General features: G+C 72.8%; 17 protein-coding genes. 8 read left to right on the forward strand and 9 right to left on the reverse strand.

The annotated features are described in order from the left end of the window. Positions 1–5: 5 nt before the first annotated feature. The 4 genes from H4O22_RS11295 to H4O22_RS11310 are packed head-to-tail and all read right to left on the reverse strand — an operon-like array spanning position 6 to position 4,198. Positions 6–965 carry a gluconeogenesis factor YvcK family protein gene (locus tag H4O22_RS11295; RefSeq protein ID WP_182523509.1) on the reverse strand — a complete coding sequence of 320 codons (960 nt, stop codon included), beginning with the start codon at positions 963–965 and terminating at the stop codon, positions 6–8. Next, on the reverse strand, positions 962–1,834 hold the full coding sequence (gene rapZ, locus H4O22_RS11300) for an RNase adapter RapZ (protein ID WP_280530161.1): 873 nt from the start codon (positions 1,832–1,834) through the stop codon (positions 962–964). The genes H4O22_RS11295 and rapZ overlap by 4 nt, the downstream gene beginning before the upstream one ends. Before the next feature lie 2 nt (positions 1,835–1,836). Then, on the reverse strand, positions 1,837–3,834 hold the full coding sequence (uvrC, locus tag H4O22_RS11305) for an excinuclease ABC subunit UvrC (RefSeq protein WP_182523510.1): 1,998 nt from the start codon (positions 3,832–3,834) through the stop codon (positions 1,837–1,839). A 37-nt stretch (positions 3,835–3,871) separates the two neighbouring features. Next, positions 3,872–4,198 (reverse strand): hypothetical protein, encoded by a 327-nt coding sequence (locus H4O22_RS11310; RefSeq protein ID WP_182523511.1) that lies wholly within the window; start codon positions 4,196–4,198, stop codon positions 3,872–3,874. 127 nt (positions 4,199–4,325) lie between these two features. Here H4O22_RS11310 and H4O22_RS11315 point away from each other — a divergent pair, with 127 nt between their 5' ends. Further along, the gene (locus H4O22_RS11315; RefSeq protein WP_182523512.1) at positions 4,326–5,651 is read left to right on the forward strand and encodes a tetratricopeptide repeat protein; all 1,326 of its coding nucleotides are present in this window, start codon (positions 4,326–4,328) and stop codon (positions 5,649–5,651) included. Here the strand turns inward: H4O22_RS11315 and H4O22_RS11320 are convergent. Both H4O22_RS11320 and uvrA read right to left on the reverse strand, forming a co-directional pair. Then, on the reverse strand, positions 5,595–6,092 hold the full coding sequence (locus H4O22_RS11320; RefSeq protein ID WP_182523513.1) for a Rieske (2Fe-2S) protein: 498 nt from the start codon (positions 6,090–6,092) through the stop codon (positions 5,595–5,597). The two genes, H4O22_RS11315 and H4O22_RS11320, sit on opposite strands and share 57 nt — an antisense overlap. A gap of 66 nt (positions 6,093–6,158) precedes the next feature. Next, the gene (gene uvrA / locus H4O22_RS11325; protein ID WP_182523514.1) at positions 6,159–9,137 is read right to left on the reverse strand and encodes an excinuclease ABC subunit UvrA; all 2,979 of its coding nucleotides are present in this window, start codon (positions 9,135–9,137) and stop codon (positions 6,159–6,161) included. Between the two features lie 190 nt (positions 9,138–9,327). On the opposite strand from uvrA, the gene H4O22_RS11330 reads away from it, so the two are divergent. Beyond that, positions 9,328–10,038: a maleylpyruvate isomerase family mycothiol-dependent enzyme gene (locus tag H4O22_RS11330; RefSeq protein WP_182523515.1), complete on the forward strand. Its 711-nt coding sequence runs from the start codon at positions 9,328–9,330 to the stop codon at positions 10,036–10,038. After that, positions 10,032–10,706, forward strand: a complete 675-nt coding sequence (locus tag H4O22_RS11335) for an MBL fold metallo-hydrolase (protein WP_182523516.1) — start codon at positions 10,032–10,034, stop codon at positions 10,704–10,706. The genes H4O22_RS11330 and H4O22_RS11335 overlap by 7 nt, the downstream gene beginning before the upstream one ends. Before the next feature lie 3 nt (positions 10,707–10,709). Here H4O22_RS11335 and H4O22_RS11340 read toward each other — a convergent pair whose 3' ends face one another. The 3 genes from H4O22_RS11340 to H4O22_RS11350 are packed head-to-tail and all read right to left on the reverse strand — an operon-like array spanning position 10,710 to position 13,280. Then, positions 10,710–11,813: a 2Fe-2S iron-sulfur cluster-binding protein gene (locus H4O22_RS11340; RefSeq protein WP_182523517.1), complete on the reverse strand. Its 1,104-nt coding sequence runs from the start codon at positions 11,811–11,813 to the stop codon at positions 10,710–10,712. Positions 11,814–11,818: 5 nt separating this feature from the next. Beyond that, positions 11,819–12,112: a hypothetical protein gene (locus tag H4O22_RS11345; RefSeq protein ID WP_182523518.1), complete on the reverse strand. Its 294-nt coding sequence runs from the start codon at positions 12,110–12,112 to the stop codon at positions 11,819–11,821. A gap of 1 nt (position 12,113) precedes the next feature. Continuing rightward, positions 12,114–13,280, reverse strand: coding sequence for a 3-ketosteroid-9-alpha-monooxygenase, oxygenase component (locus H4O22_RS11350; RefSeq protein WP_182523519.1), 1,167 nt, complete (start codon positions 13,278–13,280; stop codon positions 12,114–12,116). Positions 13,281–13,404: 124 nt separating this feature from the next. Here H4O22_RS11350 and H4O22_RS11355 point away from each other — a divergent pair, with 124 nt between their 5' ends. The 5 genes from H4O22_RS11355 (at position 13,405) to H4O22_RS11375 (ending at position 20,202) form a co-directional block, all read left to right on the forward strand. After that, positions 13,405–14,592 carry an acyl-CoA dehydrogenase family protein gene (locus H4O22_RS11355; protein WP_182523520.1) on the forward strand — a complete coding sequence of 396 codons (1,188 nt, stop codon included), beginning with the start codon at positions 13,405–13,407 and terminating at the stop codon, positions 14,590–14,592. Between the two features lie 63 nt (positions 14,593–14,655). Then, positions 14,656–15,768 carry an acyl-CoA dehydrogenase family protein gene (locus H4O22_RS11360; RefSeq protein WP_182523521.1) on the forward strand — a complete coding sequence of 371 codons (1,113 nt, stop codon included), beginning with the start codon at positions 14,656–14,658 and terminating at the stop codon, positions 15,766–15,768. Between the two features lie 4 nt (positions 15,769–15,772). After that, complete coding sequence (locus H4O22_RS11365) at positions 15,773–17,350, forward strand: long-chain-fatty-acid--CoA ligase (protein WP_182523522.1); 1,578 nt, start codon at positions 15,773–15,775, stop codon at positions 17,348–17,350. A gap of 71 nt (positions 17,351–17,421) precedes the next feature. Then, positions 17,422–19,026 carry a fatty-acid--CoA ligase FadD1 gene (gene fadD1, locus H4O22_RS11370; RefSeq protein ID WP_182523523.1) on the forward strand — a complete coding sequence of 535 codons (1,605 nt, stop codon included), beginning with the start codon at positions 17,422–17,424 and terminating at the stop codon, positions 19,024–19,026. Between the two features lie 75 nt (positions 19,027–19,101). Continuing rightward, positions 19,102–20,202: a glycoside hydrolase family 6 protein gene (locus H4O22_RS11375; RefSeq protein WP_182523524.1), complete on the forward strand. Its 1,101-nt coding sequence runs from the start codon at positions 19,102–19,104 to the stop codon at positions 20,200–20,202. The last annotated feature ends 167 nt before the right edge of the window (positions 20,203–20,369 follow it).

Below are 20,369 nucleotides of genomic sequence, written 5' to 3' on the forward strand. Positions count from 1 at the left end.
TGACCTCAGCCACGCTCCAGGATCCGGGCGTACGCCGCGGCGAGCAGCGCCGGGTCGTGCCGGGGCGAACCGGGGTGCTCGGCGACGTCGTCGACCACCAGCTCGGCTCCGGTGGCGGCCACCAGGTCCGCGAGCTCGGCGAGGTCCTCCCCCACGCTGGCTCGGTCGGCGAGGACGGTGTGCACCTTGAGGTCCGGCGCGTGCTCGGCGAGCACGGCGAGGTGGTCGGCGGGCCCGAACCCGGGTGTCTCCCCCGCCTGCTCGACGAGGTTGAGCACCACGATCACCCGTGCGTCGGTGCGGACCAGCGCGTCGCGCATCTCCGGCACCATCAGGTGCGGGATCACGGAGGTGAACCAGGACCCGGGGCCGAGCACCACCCAGTCGGCCTCCTCGACCGCCGCCACGGACTCCGGGCACGGCTCGGGGTCGGGCGGGTCGAGCGCGATGCCGACGATCACCCCGTCGGTCGTGGCGACCTCGACCTGGCCCCGGACCACGGTGATGGTGTCGTCCGCGCCCCGCACCTCGGCGGTGATGTCCATCGGGGTGAGCGCCATCGGCAGCACCCGCCCCTTCGCGCCGAGCAGCCGGCCGACCCGGTCGAGGGCGTCGACGTGGTCGCCGAGCAGCTCCCAGAGCCCGACGATCAGCAGGTTGCCGACGACGTGCCCGCGCATGTCGCCCTCTCCGGCGAACCGGTGCTGCAGCACCTTGGACCAGGTGGTCCCCCACTCGTCGTCGCCGCAGAGCGCGGCCAGCGCCATCCGCAGGTCGCCGGGCGGCAGCACGCCGAACTCCCCGCGGAGCCGTCCGGACGAGCCGCCGTTGTCGGCGACCGTGACGATGGCGGTCAGCTCGTCGACGGTCAGGTCGTCGACCAGCCGCCGCAGGGCGCGCAGGGACGCGTGCAGCCCGTGCCCGCCCCCGAAGGCGACGACCGACTGGGCGCGCTGGCCGCTCATTCCTTGCCCAGGTCGCGGTGCACGGCGCGGGCGGCGAACCCGCGCTCGACCAGGCGGCTGACGATCTCCTCGGTCATCGCCACGCTGCGGTGCTTGCCACCGGTGCAGCCGACGGCCACCCGCATGAACCGCTTGCCCTCGCGGAGGTAGCCCTCCGCGACCCCGGCGAGCACCGGCACGTAGCCGTCGAGGAACTCCTCGGCGCCCGGCCGGCTGCGGACGTACGCCGAGACCTCGCTGTCCTTGCCGGTGGCGGGACGCAGCTCGGGGATCCAGTGCGGGTTGGGCAGGAAGCGCATGTCGGCGACGAAGTCGGCGTCGACCGGGATGCCGTACTTGAAGCCGAAGCTGATCACCGTCACCTTCAGCCGGGTGGTGTCGGGGGTGCCGAAGGCCTCGGAGATCCGGCTGGTGAGCTGGTGGACGTTGAGCGCGCTGGTGTCGATCACCAGGTCGGCGGTGCTGCGCAGGTCGGCCAGCACCCGGCGCTCCCGCTCGAGCCCGTCGAGCAGCCGGCCGCCGCCCTGGAGGGGGTGCGGGCGGCGCACGGCCTCCTGGCGACGGACCAGGACCTCGTCGTTCGCGTCGAGGAAGACCAGGGTCGTCTGCCGACCGGTCGCCCCCTGCTCGAGGTTGGCCTGGAGCGAGCCGAAGAACGAGCCGGAGCGGATGTCCACGACCACCGCGATCGGCTGCCCGGTGCCGCGGCTCTCGTCGACCAGCCGGACGACGTCGCGCAGCAGGCTGGGCGGCAGGTTGTCGACGACGTAGTAGCCGAGGTCCTCGAGCTCCTTGGCGGCCGTGCTGCGGCCGGCGCCGGTCATCCCGGTGACGACCACCAGCTCTCCCGGGGGCACGGGTGCGTCCACCTCTAGCCCTCCTCGATCTCGCCGGTCGCGGTGTTCACGGAGACAGTCTGACGGGTCTCCGCGGACTCCGTGACCGCATCCTTGATCGCGGTGGCGGTACGGGTGCCGATGCCGGGCACCTGGGCGATCTCCTCGACGGTCGCGGTGCGGAGCTTCTTCAGCGAGCCGAAGTGCTTGAGCAGCGTCCGGCGGCGGACCTCGCCGAGCCCGGGCACGTCGTCGAGGAGGCTCTCGACCATGGACTTGGATCGGCGGGAGCGGTGGTGGCCGATCGCGAACCGGTGCGCCTCGTCGCGCAGCCGCTGGAGGAGGTAGAGCCCCTCGGAGGACCGCGCCAGGATGACCGGGTCCTCCTGGCCGGGCAGCCAGACCTCCTCGAGCCGCTTGGCGAGCCCGCAGACCGGGATGTCGTCGATGCCGAGCTCGTCGAGCGCGCGCTGGGCGGCCGCGACCTGCGGCGGCCCGCCGTCGACGACGACCAGCCCCGGGGCGTAGGCGAACTTGCGGGGGCGGCCGGTCTCGGGGTCGACCAGCATCGGGCCGGTGGTGTCGTCGCCGGGCTTGACCTCGGAGCGCGCCTGCTCGTCGAGCAGCCGGCGGAACCGCCGGGTGATCACCTCGTGCATCGAGGCGACGTCGTTCTGGCCGTCGACGCCGCGGATCACGAACCGGCGGTACTCGCTCTTGCGCGCCAGGCCGTCCTCGAAGACCACCATCGACGCCACGACCTCGGTGCCCTGCAGGTTGGAGACGTCGTAGCACTCCATCCGCAGCGGCACCTCGTCGAGCTCGAGCGCCTGCTGGATCTCCTCGAGCGCGCGGTTGCGGGTGGTCAGGTCGCTGGCGCGCCGGGTCTTGTGCAGGACCAGCGCCTGCCCGGCGTTGCGTGCGACGGTCTCCTGGAGGGTCTTCTTGTCGCCGCGCTGCGGCACCCGGATCGCGACCCGGCTCCCCCGCAGCTCGGAGAGCAGCTCCTCGAAGACCTCGACGTCGGGCGGCAGCGCCGGCACCAGGATCTCGCGCGGGACCGACTCGGGGTCGCCGGCGTACAGCTGGAGCAGGAAGTCCTGGACCAGCTCGGGGGTCTCGCCGTCCTCGACCCGGTCGGCGACCCAGCCGCGCTGGCCGCGGATCCGCCCGCCGCGGACGTAGAAGATCTGCACCGCGACCTCGAGCGGGTCCTCGGCGAGCGCGATCACGTCGGCGTCGGCGCCGTCCCCCAGCACCACGGCCTGCTTCTCGAGCGCCCGGTTGAGCGCGCCGAGGTCGTCGCGCAGCCGGGCCGCCTTCTCGAAGTCCATCGCGTCGGAGGCGGCGTACATCTCCTTCTCGATGCGCCGGATGAACGGCCGGGTCTGGCCGCCCATGAAGTCGCAGAAGTCGTCGACGATCTCGCGGTGCTGCTCGGCGCTGACGTTGCCCACGCACGGCGCGGAGCACTTGTCGATGTAGCCGAGCAGGCAGGGCCGGCCGATCTGCGCCGAGCGCTTGAACACGCCGTTGCTGCACGAGCGCATCGGGAAGACCCGCAGCAGGATGTCGACGGTCTCGCGGATCGCCCAGGCGTGGCTGTAGGGACCGAAGTAGCGGGTGCCGCGCTTCTTGGCCCCGCGCCCGACCATCACCCGGGGGAACTCCTCGCCGACGGTCACGGCCAGCCAGGGGTAGGACTTGTCGTCGCGGTACTTGACGTTGAACCGCGGGTCGAACTCCTTGATCCAGGAGTACTCCAGCTGGAGCGCCTCGACCTCGGTGTTCACGACCGTCCACTCGACGCTCGCCGCGGTCGTCACCATCGTGGCGGTGCGCTGGTGGAGGTTGCCGATGTCCTGGAAGTACGACGAGAGGCGGGCCCGCAGGTTCTTCGCCTTGCCGACGTAGATCACCCGCCCCCGCGGGTCGCGGAACCGGTAGACGCCCGGCTGGGTCGGGATCGAGCCGGGCTCTGGACGGTAGGACAGCGGGCCTCGGGCGGCGCGTGACGGGCGGGCGGGAGGCACTCCTCAACCCTACGGTCCGGCGGGGACAGGACCGCGCTCAGGCGAGGCCGAGGAGGAGCACGCCCAGCACGAACGGCGCCACCACGACCACCAGGCCCGACCACAGCAGCCACGACGCCGCCGTCCGGGACCGCACCCACAGGCCGAGCCCGGTCAGGGCGGCGCCGAGGACCCCCGCTGCCGCGAGGGCGATGACGACGACGTAGCCCAGCTCGGCGAGGAACTCGTCGTCGGCGACCGCCTGCCGGGTCTCGACGAAGCCCCAGAGGGCTCCCAGGCAGGCGAGGCTCGCCATCACCAGGGTGGTGACGGCGAGGATCCGCTGGTGCTGGCTGGTGGTGTCCGGGGCCGCCGTGGTCGTCATGGCTCGACCCTCGCGGACCTCGGGCGTCCAGGCATCGGTACGCGTACTCATGTTCGAGGGCCGGGTCGGGTGCGCCGCCCCCGCGCGTCCGCTTTCCTTCATTGCACTACTGACTTACTGTCCTTTCATGCCGTGTCGCGACCGCTACGGGTACGCCCTGACCACCAGCCCGGAGGCGGCGGCGGCGTACGACCGGGGCCTCGGCGACCTGCTCCGCCTCCGGCACGGCGCCGCGGCGGGGATCGCGGCCGCGGTGGCGATCGACCCGACGTTCGCGCTGGGCCACGCGGCGCTGGCGCTCCTCGGCCACGAGATGTGCCTCGAGGTCGACCTCGGCGCCCGGATGCGGGACGCCGCCCTGCACGCCGCCCGGGGCACCGAGCGCGAGCGCAGCCACGTGCACGCCGTCCTGGCCCACGTCCGGGGCGACTCGCGCCCCCTGCTCCGGCACCTCGAGGACCACCCGCGCGACGCCCTGCTGCTCTCCTCGGCAGTGCCCACCATCGCGTTCGCGGGCGCGACGGAGGTGCCGGAGGAGGCCTGGGCGCTGGTCGAGCGCGCCGCCCCGGCGTACGGCGAGGACTGGTGGTTCGCCGGCCTGCTCGGGTTCGTGCGGCAGGAGCAGCGCCGGTACGACGACGCGATGGACCTGGCGTGCCGGTCCCTCGCCGTCGAGCCGGCCGCCGGGCACGCCGCGCACGCCCGCGCCCACGCTCACTACGAGACCGGCGACCACGCGGCCGGGCTCGCCTGGATGGACGGGTGGATCGCCGAGGAGGGGCGGACGACCGACGGCGCGAGCCACTTCTCCTGGCACGCCGCGCTGCACGAGCTGTCCCTGGGCGACCTGGACGCCGTACGCCGTCGGCACGCCGGCCAGCTGCGCCCCGAGCTCGGCCTGGGGTGCCGCGCGCTCGTCGACACCGGGTCGCTGCTGTTCCGGTGGGCGCTCACCCCGGGCGCCACGGACGTCCCGGGCCTGGACGCGGTCGTCGCGGTCACCGGGCACGACGTGCTGGAGCGGCCGGCCACGCCGTTCCTCGCGCTGCACGCCGCGGTCGTGCTGCTGGCGGTCGGGGACGGCGCGGGCCTGGACCGGCTCGCGCGTCGCAGCGACGCGCACGACCACCCGGTCCACCGGGAGGTGGTGGCGCCGCTGGCCCGCGCGCTCCGGATGCTGGCCGACGGGCGGGCGTCCGAGGCCGCGGACGCGCTGGCCCGGCTCGCCGGCCCGAGCCGCCGCCTCGGCGGCTCGGACGCCCAGCGCGAGGTCCTGGAGGAGACCCGGATCGCGGCCCTGCTGCGGGGCGGCCGCCTCGAGGAGGCGGGCCGGCTCCTGGACGAGCGCCTGGACCGCCGGCCGTCGGTGCGCGACCGGCGGTGGCGGGCGGTGGCCTCAGGCCAGGGTGATGGAGTCGCCGTCGACGGTGAGCGCGACCTCGCCGAGGGGTGAGGTCGCCGGACCACCCAGCGGGGCGCCGTCCTCGATCGAGAACGTGCTGTGGTGGCACGGGCAGACGATGACGCCGTCCTCGACGCCGTCGACCTTGCAGCCCTGGTGGGTGCAGACCGCCGACCAGCCGCGGAAGTCACCCTCCGTGGGCTGCACGATCACCACGGACTCGTCGGCGAACACGACGCCGCCGCCGACCGGGATGTCGGCGGCCGAGGCCAGGCCGGCACCGCCACCGCCGCCGCCCGTGCCGCCGCCCCCGCCGGACGGGGTGCCCCCACCGGACGAGGACGACCCGCCGGCCGGGTCGCTGGCGGAGCCGCTGTCGTCACCGGCGCACGCGGCCAGGAACGGTACGCCGAGACCGACGGTCGCGGCGCCGGCGAGGGCGTGCCGTCGGCTGAGGCAGGCGCAGGTGCTGGTGGAGTCGTCGCGAGTCACGGTCGAGATCCTCTCGGCAGTGGGGTATCAGTGGTTGAAGATGACACTACCTGGCTGACGTCCCGGTCACGAGGTCCGCGTGCCGCCCTTCGCGCGGCTCGCCTGGACCCGCTCGCCCCGCTTGGACGCCGACGCGGCGGTACGGCCGCGCGGCTCGGGCGCCGAGGCGGCCGGGAGCTTGCGGGTCGGCTGCTTGGCGTGGCGGCCCTCGAGCACCGGCGCCAGGAACATGCCGGTGTAGCTCTCGGGGACGGCGGCGACCTGCTCCGGCGTGCCCTCGGCGACCAGCGTGCCGCCGCCCGAGCCGCCCTCGGGACCCATGTCGACCAGCCAGTCGGCGGTCTTGATCACGTCGAGGTTGTGCTCGATGACCAGCACGGTGTTGCCCGCGTCGACGAGCCGGCCGAGGACGCCGAGCAGCTTGCGGATGTCCTCGAAGTGCAGGCCGGTGGTCGGCTCGTCGAGGACGTAGAGCGTGCGCCCCGTCGACCGGCGCTGCAGCTCGGTGGCGAGCTTGACGCGCTGCGCCTCGCCGCCCGACAGGGTGGTCGCCGGCTGGCCCAGCCGGACGTAGCCGAGGCCGACCTCGACCAGCGTGCGGAGGTAGCGCGAGATCACCGGGACCGCGGCGAAGAAGTCGACGGCCTCCTCGATCGGCATGTCCAGGACCTCGGCGATGGTCTTGCCCTTGTAGTGGACCTCGAGCGTCTCGCGGTTGTAGCGGGCGCCGTGGCAGACCTCGCACGGGACGTAGACGTCGGGCAGGAAGTTCATCTCGATCTTGATCGTGCCGTCGCCCTGGCACGCCTCGCAGCGGCCGCCCTTGACGTTGAAGGAGAACCGCCCCTGGAGGTAGCCGCGCATCTTGGCCTCGGGGGTGTCGGCGAAGAGCTTGCGGACCCGGTCGAAGACCCCGGTGTACGTCGCGGGGTTGGACCGCGGGGTGCGGCCGATCGGCGACTGGTCGACGTGGATGACCTTGTCGACGTGCTCGAGCCCGGTGATCCGGGTGTGCCGGCCCGGGATCGCCCGGGCGTTGTAGAGCTGCTTGGCCAGCGAGCTGTAGAGGATGTCGTTGACCAGCGTCGACTTGCCGGAGCCGGACACACCGGTCACGGCCACGAACAGGCCGAGCGGGAACGTGACGTCGATGTTGCGCAGGTTGTTCTCGCGGGCCCCGACCACCGTGAGCTCGCGCCCGGTCGTGCGCGGGCGGCGTACCTCCGGGACCGGGATCTCGCGGCGCCCGGAGAGGTACTGGCCGGTGATCGAGTCGGGGTGGTCGAGCAGCTCCTGGACGGTGCCGCTGTGCACGATCTGGCCGCCGTGCTCACCGGCGCCCGGGCCGACGTCGACGGCCCAGTCGGCCACCCGGATGGTCTCCTCGTCGTGCTCGACGACGATCAGCGTGTTGCCGAGCTCCTTGAGCCGGACCAGGGTCTCGATGAGCTTCTGGTTGTCGCGCTGGTGCAGCCCGATCGACGGCTCGTCGAGCACGTAGAGGACGCCGACCAGGCCGGCGCCGATCTGGGTCGCGAGCCGGATGCGCTGCGCCTCGCCGCCCGACAGCGAGCCGGAGGCCCGGTCGAGGGAGAGGTAGTCGAGCCCGACATCGAGGAGGAACTGCAGCCGCTGCTGGATCTCGCGCAGCACGACCTCGGCGATCTGCTTCTCCCGCGAGGAGAGCTCGAGCGAGCCTAGGAACTCCGCGGCCCGGTCGAGGGAGAGCGCGCAGACCTCGGCGATGTTCTTGCCGCCGAGGGTGACCGCCATCGACACCGGCTTGAGCCGGCTGCCCGCGCAGGTGGGGCAGGGCACCTCGCGCATGAAGCCCTCGAAGCGCTCCCGGCTGGTGTCGGTCTCGGCCTCGCGGTGGCGCCGCTCGATGTAGGAGCGGACGCCCTCGAACTCGGCGTAGTAGGCGCGCTCGCGGCCGTAGCGGTTGCGGGTGACCACGTGCACCTTGGTGGGGTGCCCCTCGATGATCGCCTTGCGCGCCTTCGGGGTCAGCTCGGACCAGGAGGTGTTGAGGTCGAAGCCGAGCTCGTCGCCCAGCGCGCCCATCAGCCGCAGGAAGTAGTCGGCGACGTGGGCCTGGCTCCAGGGCTGGATCGCGCCCTCGCCGAGGGTGGCGTGCTCGTCGGGGACCACCAGCTCGGGGTCGACCTCCATCCGGGTGCCGAGGCCGTGGCAGGCCGGGCACGCGCCGAACGGCGAGTTGAACGAGAACGACCGCGGCTCGAGGTCGTCGGTGTCGATGGGGTGGTCGTTGGGGCACGCCATCTTCTCGCTGAACTTCAGCTCGCGCTGCGGGTCGTCCTCGGCGAGGTCGACGAAGTCGAAGAGCACCAGGCCGCCGGCGAGCAGCAGCGCCGTCTCGACCGAGTCGGTGAGCCGGCGCTTGGAGGACGGCTTGACCGCGAGCCGGTCGACGACGACCTCGATGGTGTGCTTCTTCTGCTTGTCGAGCTTCGGCGGCTCGTCGAGCGGGTGGGTCTCGCCGTTGACCCGGACGCGGGAGTAGCCCTGCGCCTGCAGCTGCCGGAAGAGCTCGACGTACTCGCCCTTGCGGCCGCGGATCACCGGCGCCAGGACCTGGAAGCGGCGACCCTCCTCGAGCCCCATGATGCGGTCGACGATCTGCTGCGGCGTCTGCCGCTCGATCGGGGCGTGGCAGACCGGGCAGTGCGGCCGGCCGGCGCGGGCGTAGAGCAGGCGGAGGTAGTCGTAGACCTCGGTGATCGTGCCGACCGTGGAGCGCGGGTTCTTCGACGTGGACTTCTGGTCGATCGAGACCGCGGGCGAGAGGCCCTCGATGAAGTCGACGTCGGGCTTGTCCATCTGGCCGAGGAACTGGCGGGCGTACGCCGAGAGCGACTCGACGTAGCGGCGCTGGCCCTCGGCGAAGATCGTGTCGAAGGCCAACGACGACTTCCCGGAGCCGGAGAGCCCCGTGAACACGATCAGCGAGTCGCGCGGCAGGTCGACGGAGACGTCCTTGAGGTTGTGCTCCCGGGCGCCCCGGATGATCAGCTGGTCTGCCACCAATAGTCCCTCAGTCGTTCGAACAGACGTTCGCCATCCTACGGGGCGGTTCAAGCGCACGGGAGCGCGCGCCGGAGGCCCAGAGATGACCACGACACGATCTCACGCGGCACCGACAATGCCGTCGGCCGGCATCCGCTCGTGGTACGGGGTGCTGGCGGAGCGCCCGCGTTCCGGCGAGGATGAACGGGTGCCCACCCCCATCCCCGACCCGACCACGGTCGCCCTGCTGCCCGAGGCCACGCAGCGCCTGGTCCGCTCCGTCGACCGGCTGCAGGACGCCGACTGGACGGCGCCGAGCGGGCTGCCGGACTGGACCCGCGCCCACGTGGTCGCCCACCTCGCGCTGAACGCCGAGGGCCTGACCGGGGCGCTGACGGGCCTGGTCGCGGGCCGCACGGTGCCGATGTACGCCACCCCCGAGCGGCGCGGCGAGGACATCGCGGGGCTCGCCGCGGCCCGGCACGGCGAGGTCCGGGACCGGCTCCTGGCGTCGGTGACCGCCCTCGGCGACGCCCTCGCGGCCGTCCCAGGCGAGGCCTGGGGCACACGCCTCGAGCGCACCCCCGGGAGCCACCGCACCTTCCTCGCCGCGGAGGTGCCGGACATGCGGCTGCGGGAGGTCGAGGTGCACCACGTCGACCTCGCGACGACGTACCGCACCGCCGACTGGGACGAGGCGTTCGCAGCCCGGTTGGTGGACGCCATGGTCCGCCGAGGAGGATGGTCGTCCGGGTTCGTGGTCCAGGCCACCGATCTGGGACGGTCCTGGACGGTCGCCGAGGGCGGGCCCACGGTGTCCGGTCCGGTGACCGACCTGGGCTGGTGGCTGACCGGCCGCGGCGACGGGGCCGGACTGACGAGCGAGAGCGGCGCGTTGCCGCGGACGGGAGCATGGTGAGCTACACCGGAGAGGTGGTGCCGGGCGGCGAGCCCGACACCCGCGAGCTGACCGGCCTGACGATCACGAAGGTGGCCGTCGACGAGCAGATGTCGAACAACTGCTACCTGCTGCGGTGCACGACCACCGGCGAGCAGGTGCTGGTCGACGCGGCGGCCGAGCCCGAGGTGCTGCTGCCGCTGATCGGCTCGGACGGCCTGACCACCGTGGTCACCACGCACCAGCACTGGGACCACCACCGGGCCCTGGCCGACGTGGTGAAGGCGACCGGCGCCGACGTGGTCGCCGGCGAGCCGGACGCCGACGCGATCACCTCGCAGACCGGCGTCCCCGTCACCCGGCGGGTGCGGCACGGCGACCGGGTGGCGGTCGGGGACGCCAGCCTCGAGGTCCTGGCGGTCGCGGGCCACACGCCCGGCTCGATCGTGCTCCTGTACGACGACCCGCACGGTCACCCGCACCTGTTCACCGGCGACTCGCTCTTCCCGGGCGGGGTCGGCAACACGTTCGGTGACGAGGCCGCCTTCGCCCAGCTCATCGACGAGGTCGAGACCCGGCTCTTCCAGCGGCTCCCCGACGCCACGTGGTTCTACCCCGGCCACGGCAACGACTCGACGATCGGCGCGGAGCGCCCGTCGCTCGCGGAGTGGCGCACCCGCGGCTGGTGACCCTCAGCTGTAGGTGACCTTGACCGTGTCGGTGACCGGCACGGCCTGGCAGCCCAGGCGGATGCCGTCCGCGAGGTCGTCGTCGTCCAGGACGTCGTTGTGGAGCATCTTGACCTCGCCCTCCAGGAGCCGGATGGCGCACGCCGAGCACTCCCCCTCGCGGCAGGAGTACGGCGCCTTCACGCCCTTGGCCTCCAGGTGGTCGAGGAGCTTGGTGCCCGGGGCCCAGTCGTCGAAGACGTGCTGCTCGCCGTCGAGCTCGACCTCGAGGTGGACCGGTCCCTGCGGCTGCGGCTCGTCGCCGTCGACCACCTCGGTGACCTCGTCGGGGTCGGTCTGCGCCACCTCGATCTCGTGCTCGGCGACCTCCACGTCGTGCAGGTCGCCGAAGGGGTTGCCCCCGAGGGAGATGAACTTCTCCTGGTGCCGGCGCTCCCGGGGGAAGCCGAGCTCCTTGAGCACGGACACGGTCATCTTCATGAACGGCGCCGGCCCGCACACGAACGCGTCGTACGACTGGTAGGCGGAGGCGAACGCCTTCATCTGCTCGGCGCTCGGGAGTCCCTGCACCGACTCCAGCCAGTGCACGACCATCAGCCGGTCGGGGTGCTCGGCGGCCAGCCGGGTCAGCTCCTCGGCGAAGATGACCGACCGCTCGTCCCGGTTGGCGTAGAACAGCACGATCCGGCCGGTGCCCTGCTGCAGGGCGGTCCGGGTGATCGAGATGACCGGCGTGATGCCGGACCCACCGGCGAACAGCAGCAGGTCCGCGCTGAGCGAGGCCGGGGTGAAGATGCCGCTCGGCGGCAGCACCCGGAGGGTGTCGCCCTCGCGCACGTGGTCGCAGATCCAGTTGGAGGCGTAGCCGTCGGCGGTGCGCTTGACCGTGATCGTCAGCGGCCCGCCGCCCACCGGGCTGCTGGACAGCGAGTAGCAGCGCGCCGCCACGCCCGTCTGGTCGCTCGGCACGGCAACGGTCAGGAACTGCCCGGGCCGGTAGCCGAAGTGCTCGGCGTCGACCTCGGGCAGGGCCAGGGTGATGGAGTGCGCGTCGGCCGTCTCCTCGACGACGTCGACGACCTCCAGCTCGAAGGACTGGGTGTCCATGGGGGTCAGTAACCGTCCTCGGCGCCGATGGGGATCTGCCCGTCGCGTGCGGCGGCCTCGATGCTCGCCAGCATGCGGGGGCAGGCGGGGTACAGGTCGCGTCCGCCGGTGCGGCGACCGAGGTCGGGGCAGTGCGCCCGCGCCTCGCCGTTCCATTGGACCGACGTGTGGTGCTCGCTGTTCTTCTTCACGCCGACCGTGGCCAGGCAGTCCAGGCACGCGACGTCGGTGAGCCGGGCGCGCGTGTAGAGCCGCTGGTCCTCGAGGGTGTCGGGACTGCTCGGGACGAACGACGCCATCTCAGGTGCCGGTCATGATCTGGGGGCTCTCGGCGTCCTCGCTCGGCGCGGCGTCGGCCTCGGCCTTCTTGCGGAGGTTCTCGGCGACCTCCTCCTGCCAGAACTCGTTGGCCTTGGTCGTGTCGACCTCGAACTCGAACCGGTCGGTCATCTCCGGGGCGATGTCGGCGGCGTCGACGTAGAACTGCTCGTACCACCGGCGCAGCTGGTAGACGGGCCCGTCCTCCTCGCACAGCAGGGGGTTCTGGACCGGGACCTTGTTCTTCCAGATGTGCACGTCCTGCAGGAAGCCGCTGCCGAACATCTCGGCGTACTTCTTGGCGATGAAGTTGGCCGTCTTGTCGTCCATGCCCTCGGGCTTCTTCACCACGATGCCGTACTGCAGCAGGAAGGAGTCCGGCCCGGTCGGGACGTGGCAGTTGAAGAGCACGACCTCGGTGTTGAAGCCCTTGTACTCGGTGTCGAGCCAGTTGATCATGTACGACGGCCCGTAGTAGGTCGCCTCGGACTTCAGGAACATCTCGGCGTCGCCGTACCCACCGGCCTTGTCGGGGCGGCCCTTGGACTCCATGAACTGGGTCGCGACGTGGCCCTCGAAGACGTTGCGGAAGCTCGTCGGGAAGGCGAAGTGCACGTAGTAGAAGTGCGCCATGTCGACGACGTTGTCGATCAGCTCGCGGCAGTGCGAGCCCTCGATGTGCTCGGAGACCCACTCCCAGTCGGTGTACTCGCCCGCGGCGAATCCGGGCAGCTCCGGCGGCAGCACGTCGTGGTCGGGCGCGGACCCCTCGACGTCGTGCCAGACCAGCACCTGCTGGTTGCGGATCGCCACGGGGTAGCGCTGGGTGCGCGCGCGCAGCGGGACCCGCCGGGCGTAGGGGATCTGCTTGCACTTGCCGTCGCCGCCCCAGCGCCAGTCGTGGAACGGGCAGGCGATCTCGTCGCCCTTGACCTCGCCCTGGGTCAGGTCGCCGCCCATGTGGCGGCAGTAGCCGTCCAGGACGTTGATGTCGCCCTGGGAGTCCGCCCAGACCACGAGCTTGGTGCCGAACGCCTCGATCCCGTGGGGCTTGCCGTCGCGGAAGGACTCCGCCAGGCCCAGGCAGTGCCAGCCCCGTGCGTAGCGGGCGGGCGCGGTGCCCTGGTCGAGGAACCTGGTGTCGCTCATGCGTGCCTCCTGTGGGTCGGCCCGGACGGGTCGCTGGTACCGGTGGACCAAAACGAGAACAGGTTATAGTTTTTGCGACGGCGGTGCCAGCGCGCGTCCCATCATCCACTCCCGAGGGGGACCCATGCACCTCGCTCTCGACCCCGAGCACCTCGCCCTGCGGGAGGAGCTCCACGAGTACTTCGCCGCCCTGGTCACCCCGGAGGTGCGGGCCGGCCTGGCCTCCGCGACCGGCGAGTTCGGCGAGGCCGGCGTCTACAAGGACGTCATCCGCAGGCTGGGCACCGACGGCTGGCTCGGCATCGGCTGGCCGGAGGAGTACGGCGGCCAGGCGCGCTCGATGGTCGAGCAGCTGATCTTCACCGACGTCGCGGCCGACCACGGCGTGCCGATCCCCTACCTGACGCTGAACACGGTCGGGCCGACGATCATGCGGTACGGCACCGACGAGCAGAAGGAGTACTTCCTCCCCCGCATCCTCGCCGGCGACCTGCACTTCTCGATCGGCTACTCCGAGCCCGGCTCCGGCACCGACCTGGCCTCGCTGCGCACCCGCGCCGTCCGCGAGGGCGACGAGTGGGTCATCAACGGCCAGAAGATGTGGACCTCGCTGATCCAGTACGCCGACTGGATCTGGCTGGCGTGCCGCACCGACGCCGACCTGCCGCGACACAAGGGTCTCTCGATGATCCTGGTGCCGGCCGACGCGCCCGGGTTCTCCTACACCCCGGTGCACACGGTGTCCGGCGTCGGCACCAGCGCGACGTACTACGAGGACGTGCGGGTGCCCGCGACCAACCTGGTCGGCGAGCTCAACGGCGGCTGGTCGCTGATGACCAACCAGCTCAACCACGAGCGGGTCGCGCTGACCTCCTCGGCCCCGCTGACCCAGTCTCTGCGGCTGGTGCGCGCCTGGGCCCAGGAGACCAAGAACCCCGACGGCCAGCGGGTGATCGACTCCGAGTGGGTGCAGATCGCGCTCGGCCGCGCGCACGCCCGGGTCGAGATGCTCACCCAGCTCAACTGGAAGCTCGCCTCCGACGCCGACCACGGGGTCGACCTGTCCCCCGCCGAGGCGTCGGCGACCAAGATCTACGGCTCCGAGCTGGCGACCGAGGTCTACCGCTCGCTGATGGAGGTCGTCGGCCCGCTCGCCGGCCTCCGCGGCACCGAGGAGGACGCCGTCCTGGCGGGGCGGATCGAGCGGATGTACCGCAGCTCGCTGGTGATGACCTTCGGCGGCGGCACCAACGAGATCCAGCGCGACATCATCGGCTACGTGGGCCTCGGCCTGCCCGCGGCGAAGCGGTGATCGAGCAGGGAGGCGCCCCGGCGCCGACCGATGTCGAGATCCGATGAGACGAGAGGCAGCCTGATGGACTTCACCTTCACCCCCGAGCAGGACGAGGCCGCCGCGCTGGCGGCCCGGATCCTCACCGACCGGGCCACCCCCGCGCGGATGCGCGCCGTCGAGCTGGCGGGCGACCGCTTCGACCGCGAGCTGTGGGCCGAGCTGGGCGGCGCCGGGCTGCTCGGGCTCGCGCTGCCCGAGGCGTACGACGGCGCCGGGCTCGGCGTCGTCGAGCTGTGCCGCGTGCTCGTCGAGGTCGGTCGCACCGTCGCGCCCGTCCCCCTCGCCGTCCACGGCCCGGCCGCCCGGGTGCTGGCCGAGCTCGGCACCGACGAGCAGCGGCAGCGCTGGCTGCCCGGTGCCGCGAGCGGCGAGCTGGTGCTGACCGCCGCGGTCGCCGAGGAGCGGGCGTTCGCGCCGGCGCGGCCCACGACCACGGCCGCGGACGACGGCGCCGACCACCGGCTCAGCGGCAGCAAGGCGGTGGTGCCCGCCGGGCCGTACGCCGACCTGTTCCTGGTCCCGGCCCAGACCCCCACCGGGGTCGGCGTCTTCCTGGTCGCGCCCGACGACACCGGCGTGACGGTGACCTCCCAGCAGTTCTCCGACGGCGACACCGTCGCGCGGCTCGACCTCGACGGCGTGCTCCTCGGCGCCGACCGGCTGCTCGGGCCGGCCGACGGCACCGCGGCCCACCGGCTGCGGAACCTGCTGCTGCTCGCCGCCTCGGCCGAGCAGCTCGGCGTGACCGAGGGGGCGCTGCACCTGACCGCGGCGTACGCGAAGACGCGCGAGCAGTTCGGCCGCCCGATCGGCACCTTCCAGGCGGTCAGCCAGCGGCTGGCGGACGGCTACATCGACACCCTCGGCCAGCGGCTGATGCTCTGGCAGGCCGCGTGGCTGCTCGACGAGGAGCAGCCGGCGGACACCGAGGTCGCGATGGCGAAGCTGTGGGCGGCCGACAGCGGCCACCGCGTCGCGCACACCACCGTGCACGTGCACGGCGGCGTCGGCATCGACCTCGACGGGCCCGCGCACCGCTACTTCACCGCGGCGAAGCGCTTCGAGTTCCTGCACGGCGGCGCCACCGAGCAGGCGCTGCACATCGGCCGCACCCTGGCCGCCGAGCCGGCGTGAGCGGATGACGCCCACCGTGCGGGACCAGCTGCTGGCGCGCGCGGAGGACCCGACGCCGGGCCTCCTGGCGGGCGGTCCGGGCGCCGAGCGGGTCTGGTCGTGGGCCGAGGTCGTGCAGGAGTCCGCGGTGCGCTCGGCGGTGCTCGCCGACCTGCTGCCGGCCGGACAGCCGCCCCACGTGGGCCTGCTGCTCGACAACGTGCCCGAGTTCCTGCTGGTCCTCGGCGGCGCCGCGCTGGCCGGTCAGGTGGTCGTCGGGCTGAACACCACCCGCCGCGGCGCCGCGCTGGTGGCCGACGTACGCCGGTCGGACACCCAGGTCGTGCTCGTCGACGAGGCGCACGCCGGGCTCCTCGAGGACGTCGACCTCGGGGTGCCGGTGGTCCGCCTGGACTCCCCCGCCTGGGCGGCGGCGCTCGCGGAGCGCGCCGGTGCCGGGGTGCCCGACGTCGCCGTCGCGCCCGACGACCTGCTGATGCTGATCTTCACCTCGGGCACCTCCGGGGAGCCGAAGGCGGTCAACGTCACCCACGCGAAGGTGGCCGGCCCGGGGGCGCTGCTCGGGGGCCGGTTCGAGCTCGGGACCGACGACGTCGCCTACCTCGCGATGCCGATGTTCCACTCCAACGCGGTGATGGCGGGGTGGGCGCCGGCCCTGGCGACCGGCGCGGCGGTCGCGCTCGCGCCGCGGTTCAGCGCCTCGGGCTTCCTCCCCGACGTGCGGCGGTACGGCGCGACGTACGCCAACTACGTCGGCAAGCCGCTGACCTACGTGCTGGCCACGCCCGAGCAGCCCGACGACGCCGACAACCCGCTCCGGCTGGTGTTCGGCAACGAGGCCAACGAGCGCGACATCGACGCCTTCGCCCGGCGCTTCGGGTGCACGGTGGTCGACTCCTACTCCTCGACCGAGAACGCCGTCATCGTGCAGCGGGTGCCCGGGATGCCCCCGGGCAGCCTGGGGCGGCCGCTGCCGGGCATGGCCGTGCTCGACCCCGTGACCGAGCAGGAGACGCCGGACGCGGTCTTCGGCCCCGACGGCGGCCTCCTGAACGCCGACGAGGCGACCGGGGAACTGGTGAACACCACCGGCGGCGGCGCCTTCGCCGGCTACTACCGCGACCCGGAGGCCGAGGCCGAGCGGATGCGCAGCGGCATGTACTGGTCGGGCGACCTCGCCTACCGCGACGCCGACGGGTTCGTCTACTTCGCCGGCCGGACCGGCGACTGGCTGCGCGTCGACGGCGAGAACCTCGGGGCGGCCACGGTCGAGCGGGTGCTGCTGCGGCACCCCGCGGTGGAGGAGGCGGCGGTGTACGCCGTGCCGGACGAGTCCGTGGGCGACCAGGTCGCGGTCGCCCTGGTGCTGCGCGGGGAGCTGACCCCGGACGGGCTGGCGGAGTTCCTCGCCGCGCAGACCGACCTGTCGCCGAAGGCCTGGCCGCGGCTGGTCCGGGTGCTCGACACCCTCCCGCGCACCGCCACCAACAAGGTGCTCAAGCGCGAGCTCGCCGCCGAGGGCGGCGACCCGTCCGGAGGGACGGTCTGGCGGCGCCCGGCCCGGGACACGACGTACGCCTGAATCCCTTGACCTGCATGTGAGCCACGCCATAAGTTGACACGCGTCAAGTCGGACGAGATGAGGGTGGACGCGTGGCTGAGAACGTGCAGGAGCTGCTCCGGGAGCGCGCCGAGGAGGACTCGGTGGCCGTGCTGACCGAGGACCGCCGCTGGACCTGGCGGGAGCACCTCACCGAGGCCGCGACCGAGGCAGCGGCGATGATCGAGCTGGCCGACCCGGGCCGGCCGCTGCACGTGGGGGTGCTGCTCGGCAACACGCCCGACATGCTGCGCGCGATGGCCGCGGCCGCGCTGGGCGGCTACGTCCTCTGCGGGATCAACACCACCCGTCGCGGCGAGGGCCTGGTCAAGGACGTCCGCCGCTCGGAGTGCCAGATCCTGGTCACGGACGCCGAGCACCGGCCGCTGCTCGACGGCCTCGACCTCGGCGACGTCCGGGTGCTCGACACCGCGTCCGCCGAGTGGGCCGAGCTCCTCGCCGGGTCGGCGACCGACGTGGCGAGCCTGGTCCCGCACCGCGAGGTCGGGGCGATGGACACGTTCATGATGATCTTCACCTCCGGCACCAGCGGGGACCCGAAGGCCGTCCAGGTCGCCCACCTGATGGTGCTGTTCTCGGGCATGAACCTCATCGACCGGTTCGCGATCACCGCCGACGACGTCTGCTACCTCTCGATGCCGCTGTTCCACTCCAACGCGGTCGTCGCGGGCTGGGCGGTCGCGATCGGCAGCGGGGCGGCGATGGTGCCGACGAAGTTCTCGGCGTCGCGCTTCCTCGCCGACGTCCGCCACTACGGCGTGACCTACATGAACTACGTCGGCAAGCCGCTCGCGTACGTGCTGGCCACGCCCGAGCAGCCCGACGACGCCGACAACCCGCTGCGCCACGCCTTCGGCAACGAGGCCAGCGACCGGGACATCGACGAGTTCTCCCGCCGCTTCGGGTGCGCCGTGATGGACGGGTTCGGCTCCACGGAGCTCGCGGTGATCATCACCCGGGAGGCCGGCACGCCGAAGGGCTCGATCGGCAAGGGCCTGAACAACGTGGCGATCTACGACCCCGAGACCGTCGCGGAGTGCCCGGTCGCGGTCTTCGACGAGCACGGCGCGCTGACGAACGCCGACCAGGCGGTCGGCGAGATCGTCAACGTCGAGGGCGCCGGCTACTTCCAGGGCTACTACAACGACGACCAGGCCAACGCCGACCGGATGCGGCACGGCATGTACTGGTCCGGCGACCTCGGCTACCGCGACGCCGACGGCTGGATCTACCTCGCCGGCCGCACGGCCGACTGGATGCGCGTCGACGGCGAGAACCTCGCCGCCGGCCCGATCGAGCGGATCCTGCAGCGGCTCGAGGTGGTCAGCCGGGTCGCGGTGTACGCCGTCCCGGACGAGCACGTCGGCGACCAGGTGATGGCGGCGCTGGTGCTCCGCGACGAGGCCACGCTCGCCCCGGCCGAGCTCGAGGCGTTCCTCGCGGCCCAGCCGGACCTCTCGCCCAAGGCGTGGCCGCGCTTCGTGCGGATCGCCGACGACCTGCCGAGCACGGCCACGAACAAGGTGCTCAAGCGCGAGCTCGCCGCCCAGGGCCCGACGCCCGGCGACGGCGTGCTGTGGACCCGCGCGGCCCGCGGGACGTCGTACGCCCCGGCCGGCGAGCCGGCCTCCGTCTGACCGAGCAGCCGGGCGACCGGCGAGGTCCGGGCCGTTCTCCTTGATTGCCGGCCCGGACCTGCCGATCGCCTCGGCGTGCTCCCCCGCGTCCCCCGCCTGCTCCTCGCGCTCCTGGTCTCCCTCGTCCTGACGGGAGGCGTCCTCGCCGCGACCACGGAGGCGACCGCGGTCCCGCCCGCTCCCGCGCTCGCCCGCGCGAGCGACAACCCGCTCGCCGGTCATCGCTGGGGGGTCTACCGGGGCGGCGCCGAGATGGCGTGGGCGCCGTACCAGCGCTCCTCGGGGAAGAACCGCCGGCTGCTCGCGAAGATCGCGCTGGCCCCGAAGGCGAAGTGGTTCGGGGCCTGGATCCCCGACGGCCAGATCGGCGCCAAGGTCGAGGAGTACGTCGCCAACACCACCGGCGGCGACGACGACGTCCTCGTGCAGATGACGGTCTTCCGGATGGTGCCGTGGGAGCACGAGGCCTGCCGCCGGCTGCCGACCGCGCGCGAGAAGGCCAGCTACAAGCGCTGGATCGCGCGCTTCGCCCGCGCCGTCGGCGACACCCGCGCCGCGATCGTGCTGCAGCCCGACGGGCCGTTCGCGATGTGCGCGCCGCGGGGCTCGAAGGTGCTCTCGCGGCTGGTGGCGCACGCCAGCCGGAAGCTCTCCGCGCTCCCCCGCACCAGCGTGTACGTCGAGGCGGGCTCGGCCGGCTGGAACCACCTCGACCCCGCCGAGGCGGTGCGGCTGCTCACCCGCGCCGGCGTGCAGCACGCGCGCGGCTTCCACCTCAACACCACCCACTACGAGACCACCGAGCGCCAGGTGCGCTTCGGCGCGGAGGTCGTCCGGGCCCTCGAGGCCCGCGGGATCACCGGCAAGCACTTCACGGTGGACACCGCCCAGAACGGCCGGGGCTTCACCTGGGAGCAGCACCGTGACCTCCACGGCGGGGACTTCGACAGCGCGCCCACCTGCCGCACGAAGAAGCAGCAGCACTGCGTCACCCTCGGCATCCCGCCGACCGCCGACGTCGCCGACCCCCGCTGGGGCCTCCCCGCCGACGTCGCGCAGCTCGCCGCGACGTACGTCGACGGCTACCTCTGGGCCGGCCGCCCCTGGCTCCGCAGGCAGGCCGCGCCGTTCCTCCTCAAGCGCGCCCTCGCCGTCGCCCGCACCACGCCGTACTGACTCCACCCGGTGGTTGAGCAGCGAAGGCGCCCCGCGCCTGAGCGTGTCGAAACCCCCGCACCCGACCGCCGACCTCAAGCACACGCCCGGTCGACCAGCGCCCTGCCTCGGCCTGCGGGGTTTCGACACACTCGTCGCTGGCGCTCCTCGCTGCTCAACCACCGGAG

The organism is Nocardioides dongkuii (assembly GCF_014127485.1).
GTDB lineage: Bacteria > Actinomycetota > Actinomycetes > Propionibacteriales > Nocardioidaceae > Nocardioides > Nocardioides dongkuii.

Coding starts and splice junctions, on each gene's coding strand:
- H4O22_RS11295 (WP_182523509.1), bottom strand. CDS start 965: ATGAGCGGCCAGCGCGCCCAGTCGGTCGTCGCCTTCGGGGGCGGGCAC.
- H4O22_RS11310 (WP_182523511.1), bottom strand. CDS start 4,198: ATGACGACCACGGCGGCCCCGGACACCACCAGCCAGCACCAGCGGATC.
- H4O22_RS11315 (WP_182523512.1), top strand. CDS start 4,326: ATGCCGTGTCGCGACCGCTACGGGTACGCCCTGACCACCAGCCCGGAG.
- H4O22_RS11335 (WP_182523516.1), top strand. CDS start 10,032: ATGGTGAGCTACACCGGAGAGGTGGTGCCGGGCGGCGAGCCCGACACC.
- H4O22_RS11340 (WP_182523517.1), bottom strand. CDS start 11,813: ATGGACACCCAGTCCTTCGAGCTGGAGGTCGTCGACGTCGTCGAGGAG.
- H4O22_RS11345 (WP_182523518.1), bottom strand. CDS start 12,112: ATGGCGTCGTTCGTCCCGAGCAGTCCCGACACCCTCGAGGACCAGCGG.
- H4O22_RS11350 (WP_182523519.1), bottom strand. CDS start 13,280: ATGAGCGACACCAGGTTCCTCGACCAGGGCACCGCGCCCGCCCGCTAC.
- H4O22_RS11355 (WP_182523520.1), top strand. CDS start 13,405: ATGCACCTCGCTCTCGACCCCGAGCACCTCGCCCTGCGGGAGGAGCTC.
- H4O22_RS11360 (WP_182523521.1), top strand. CDS start 14,656: ATGGACTTCACCTTCACCCCCGAGCAGGACGAGGCCGCCGCGCTGGCG.
- H4O22_RS11365 (WP_182523522.1), top strand. CDS start 15,773: ATGACGCCCACCGTGCGGGACCAGCTGCTGGCGCGCGCGGAGGACCCG.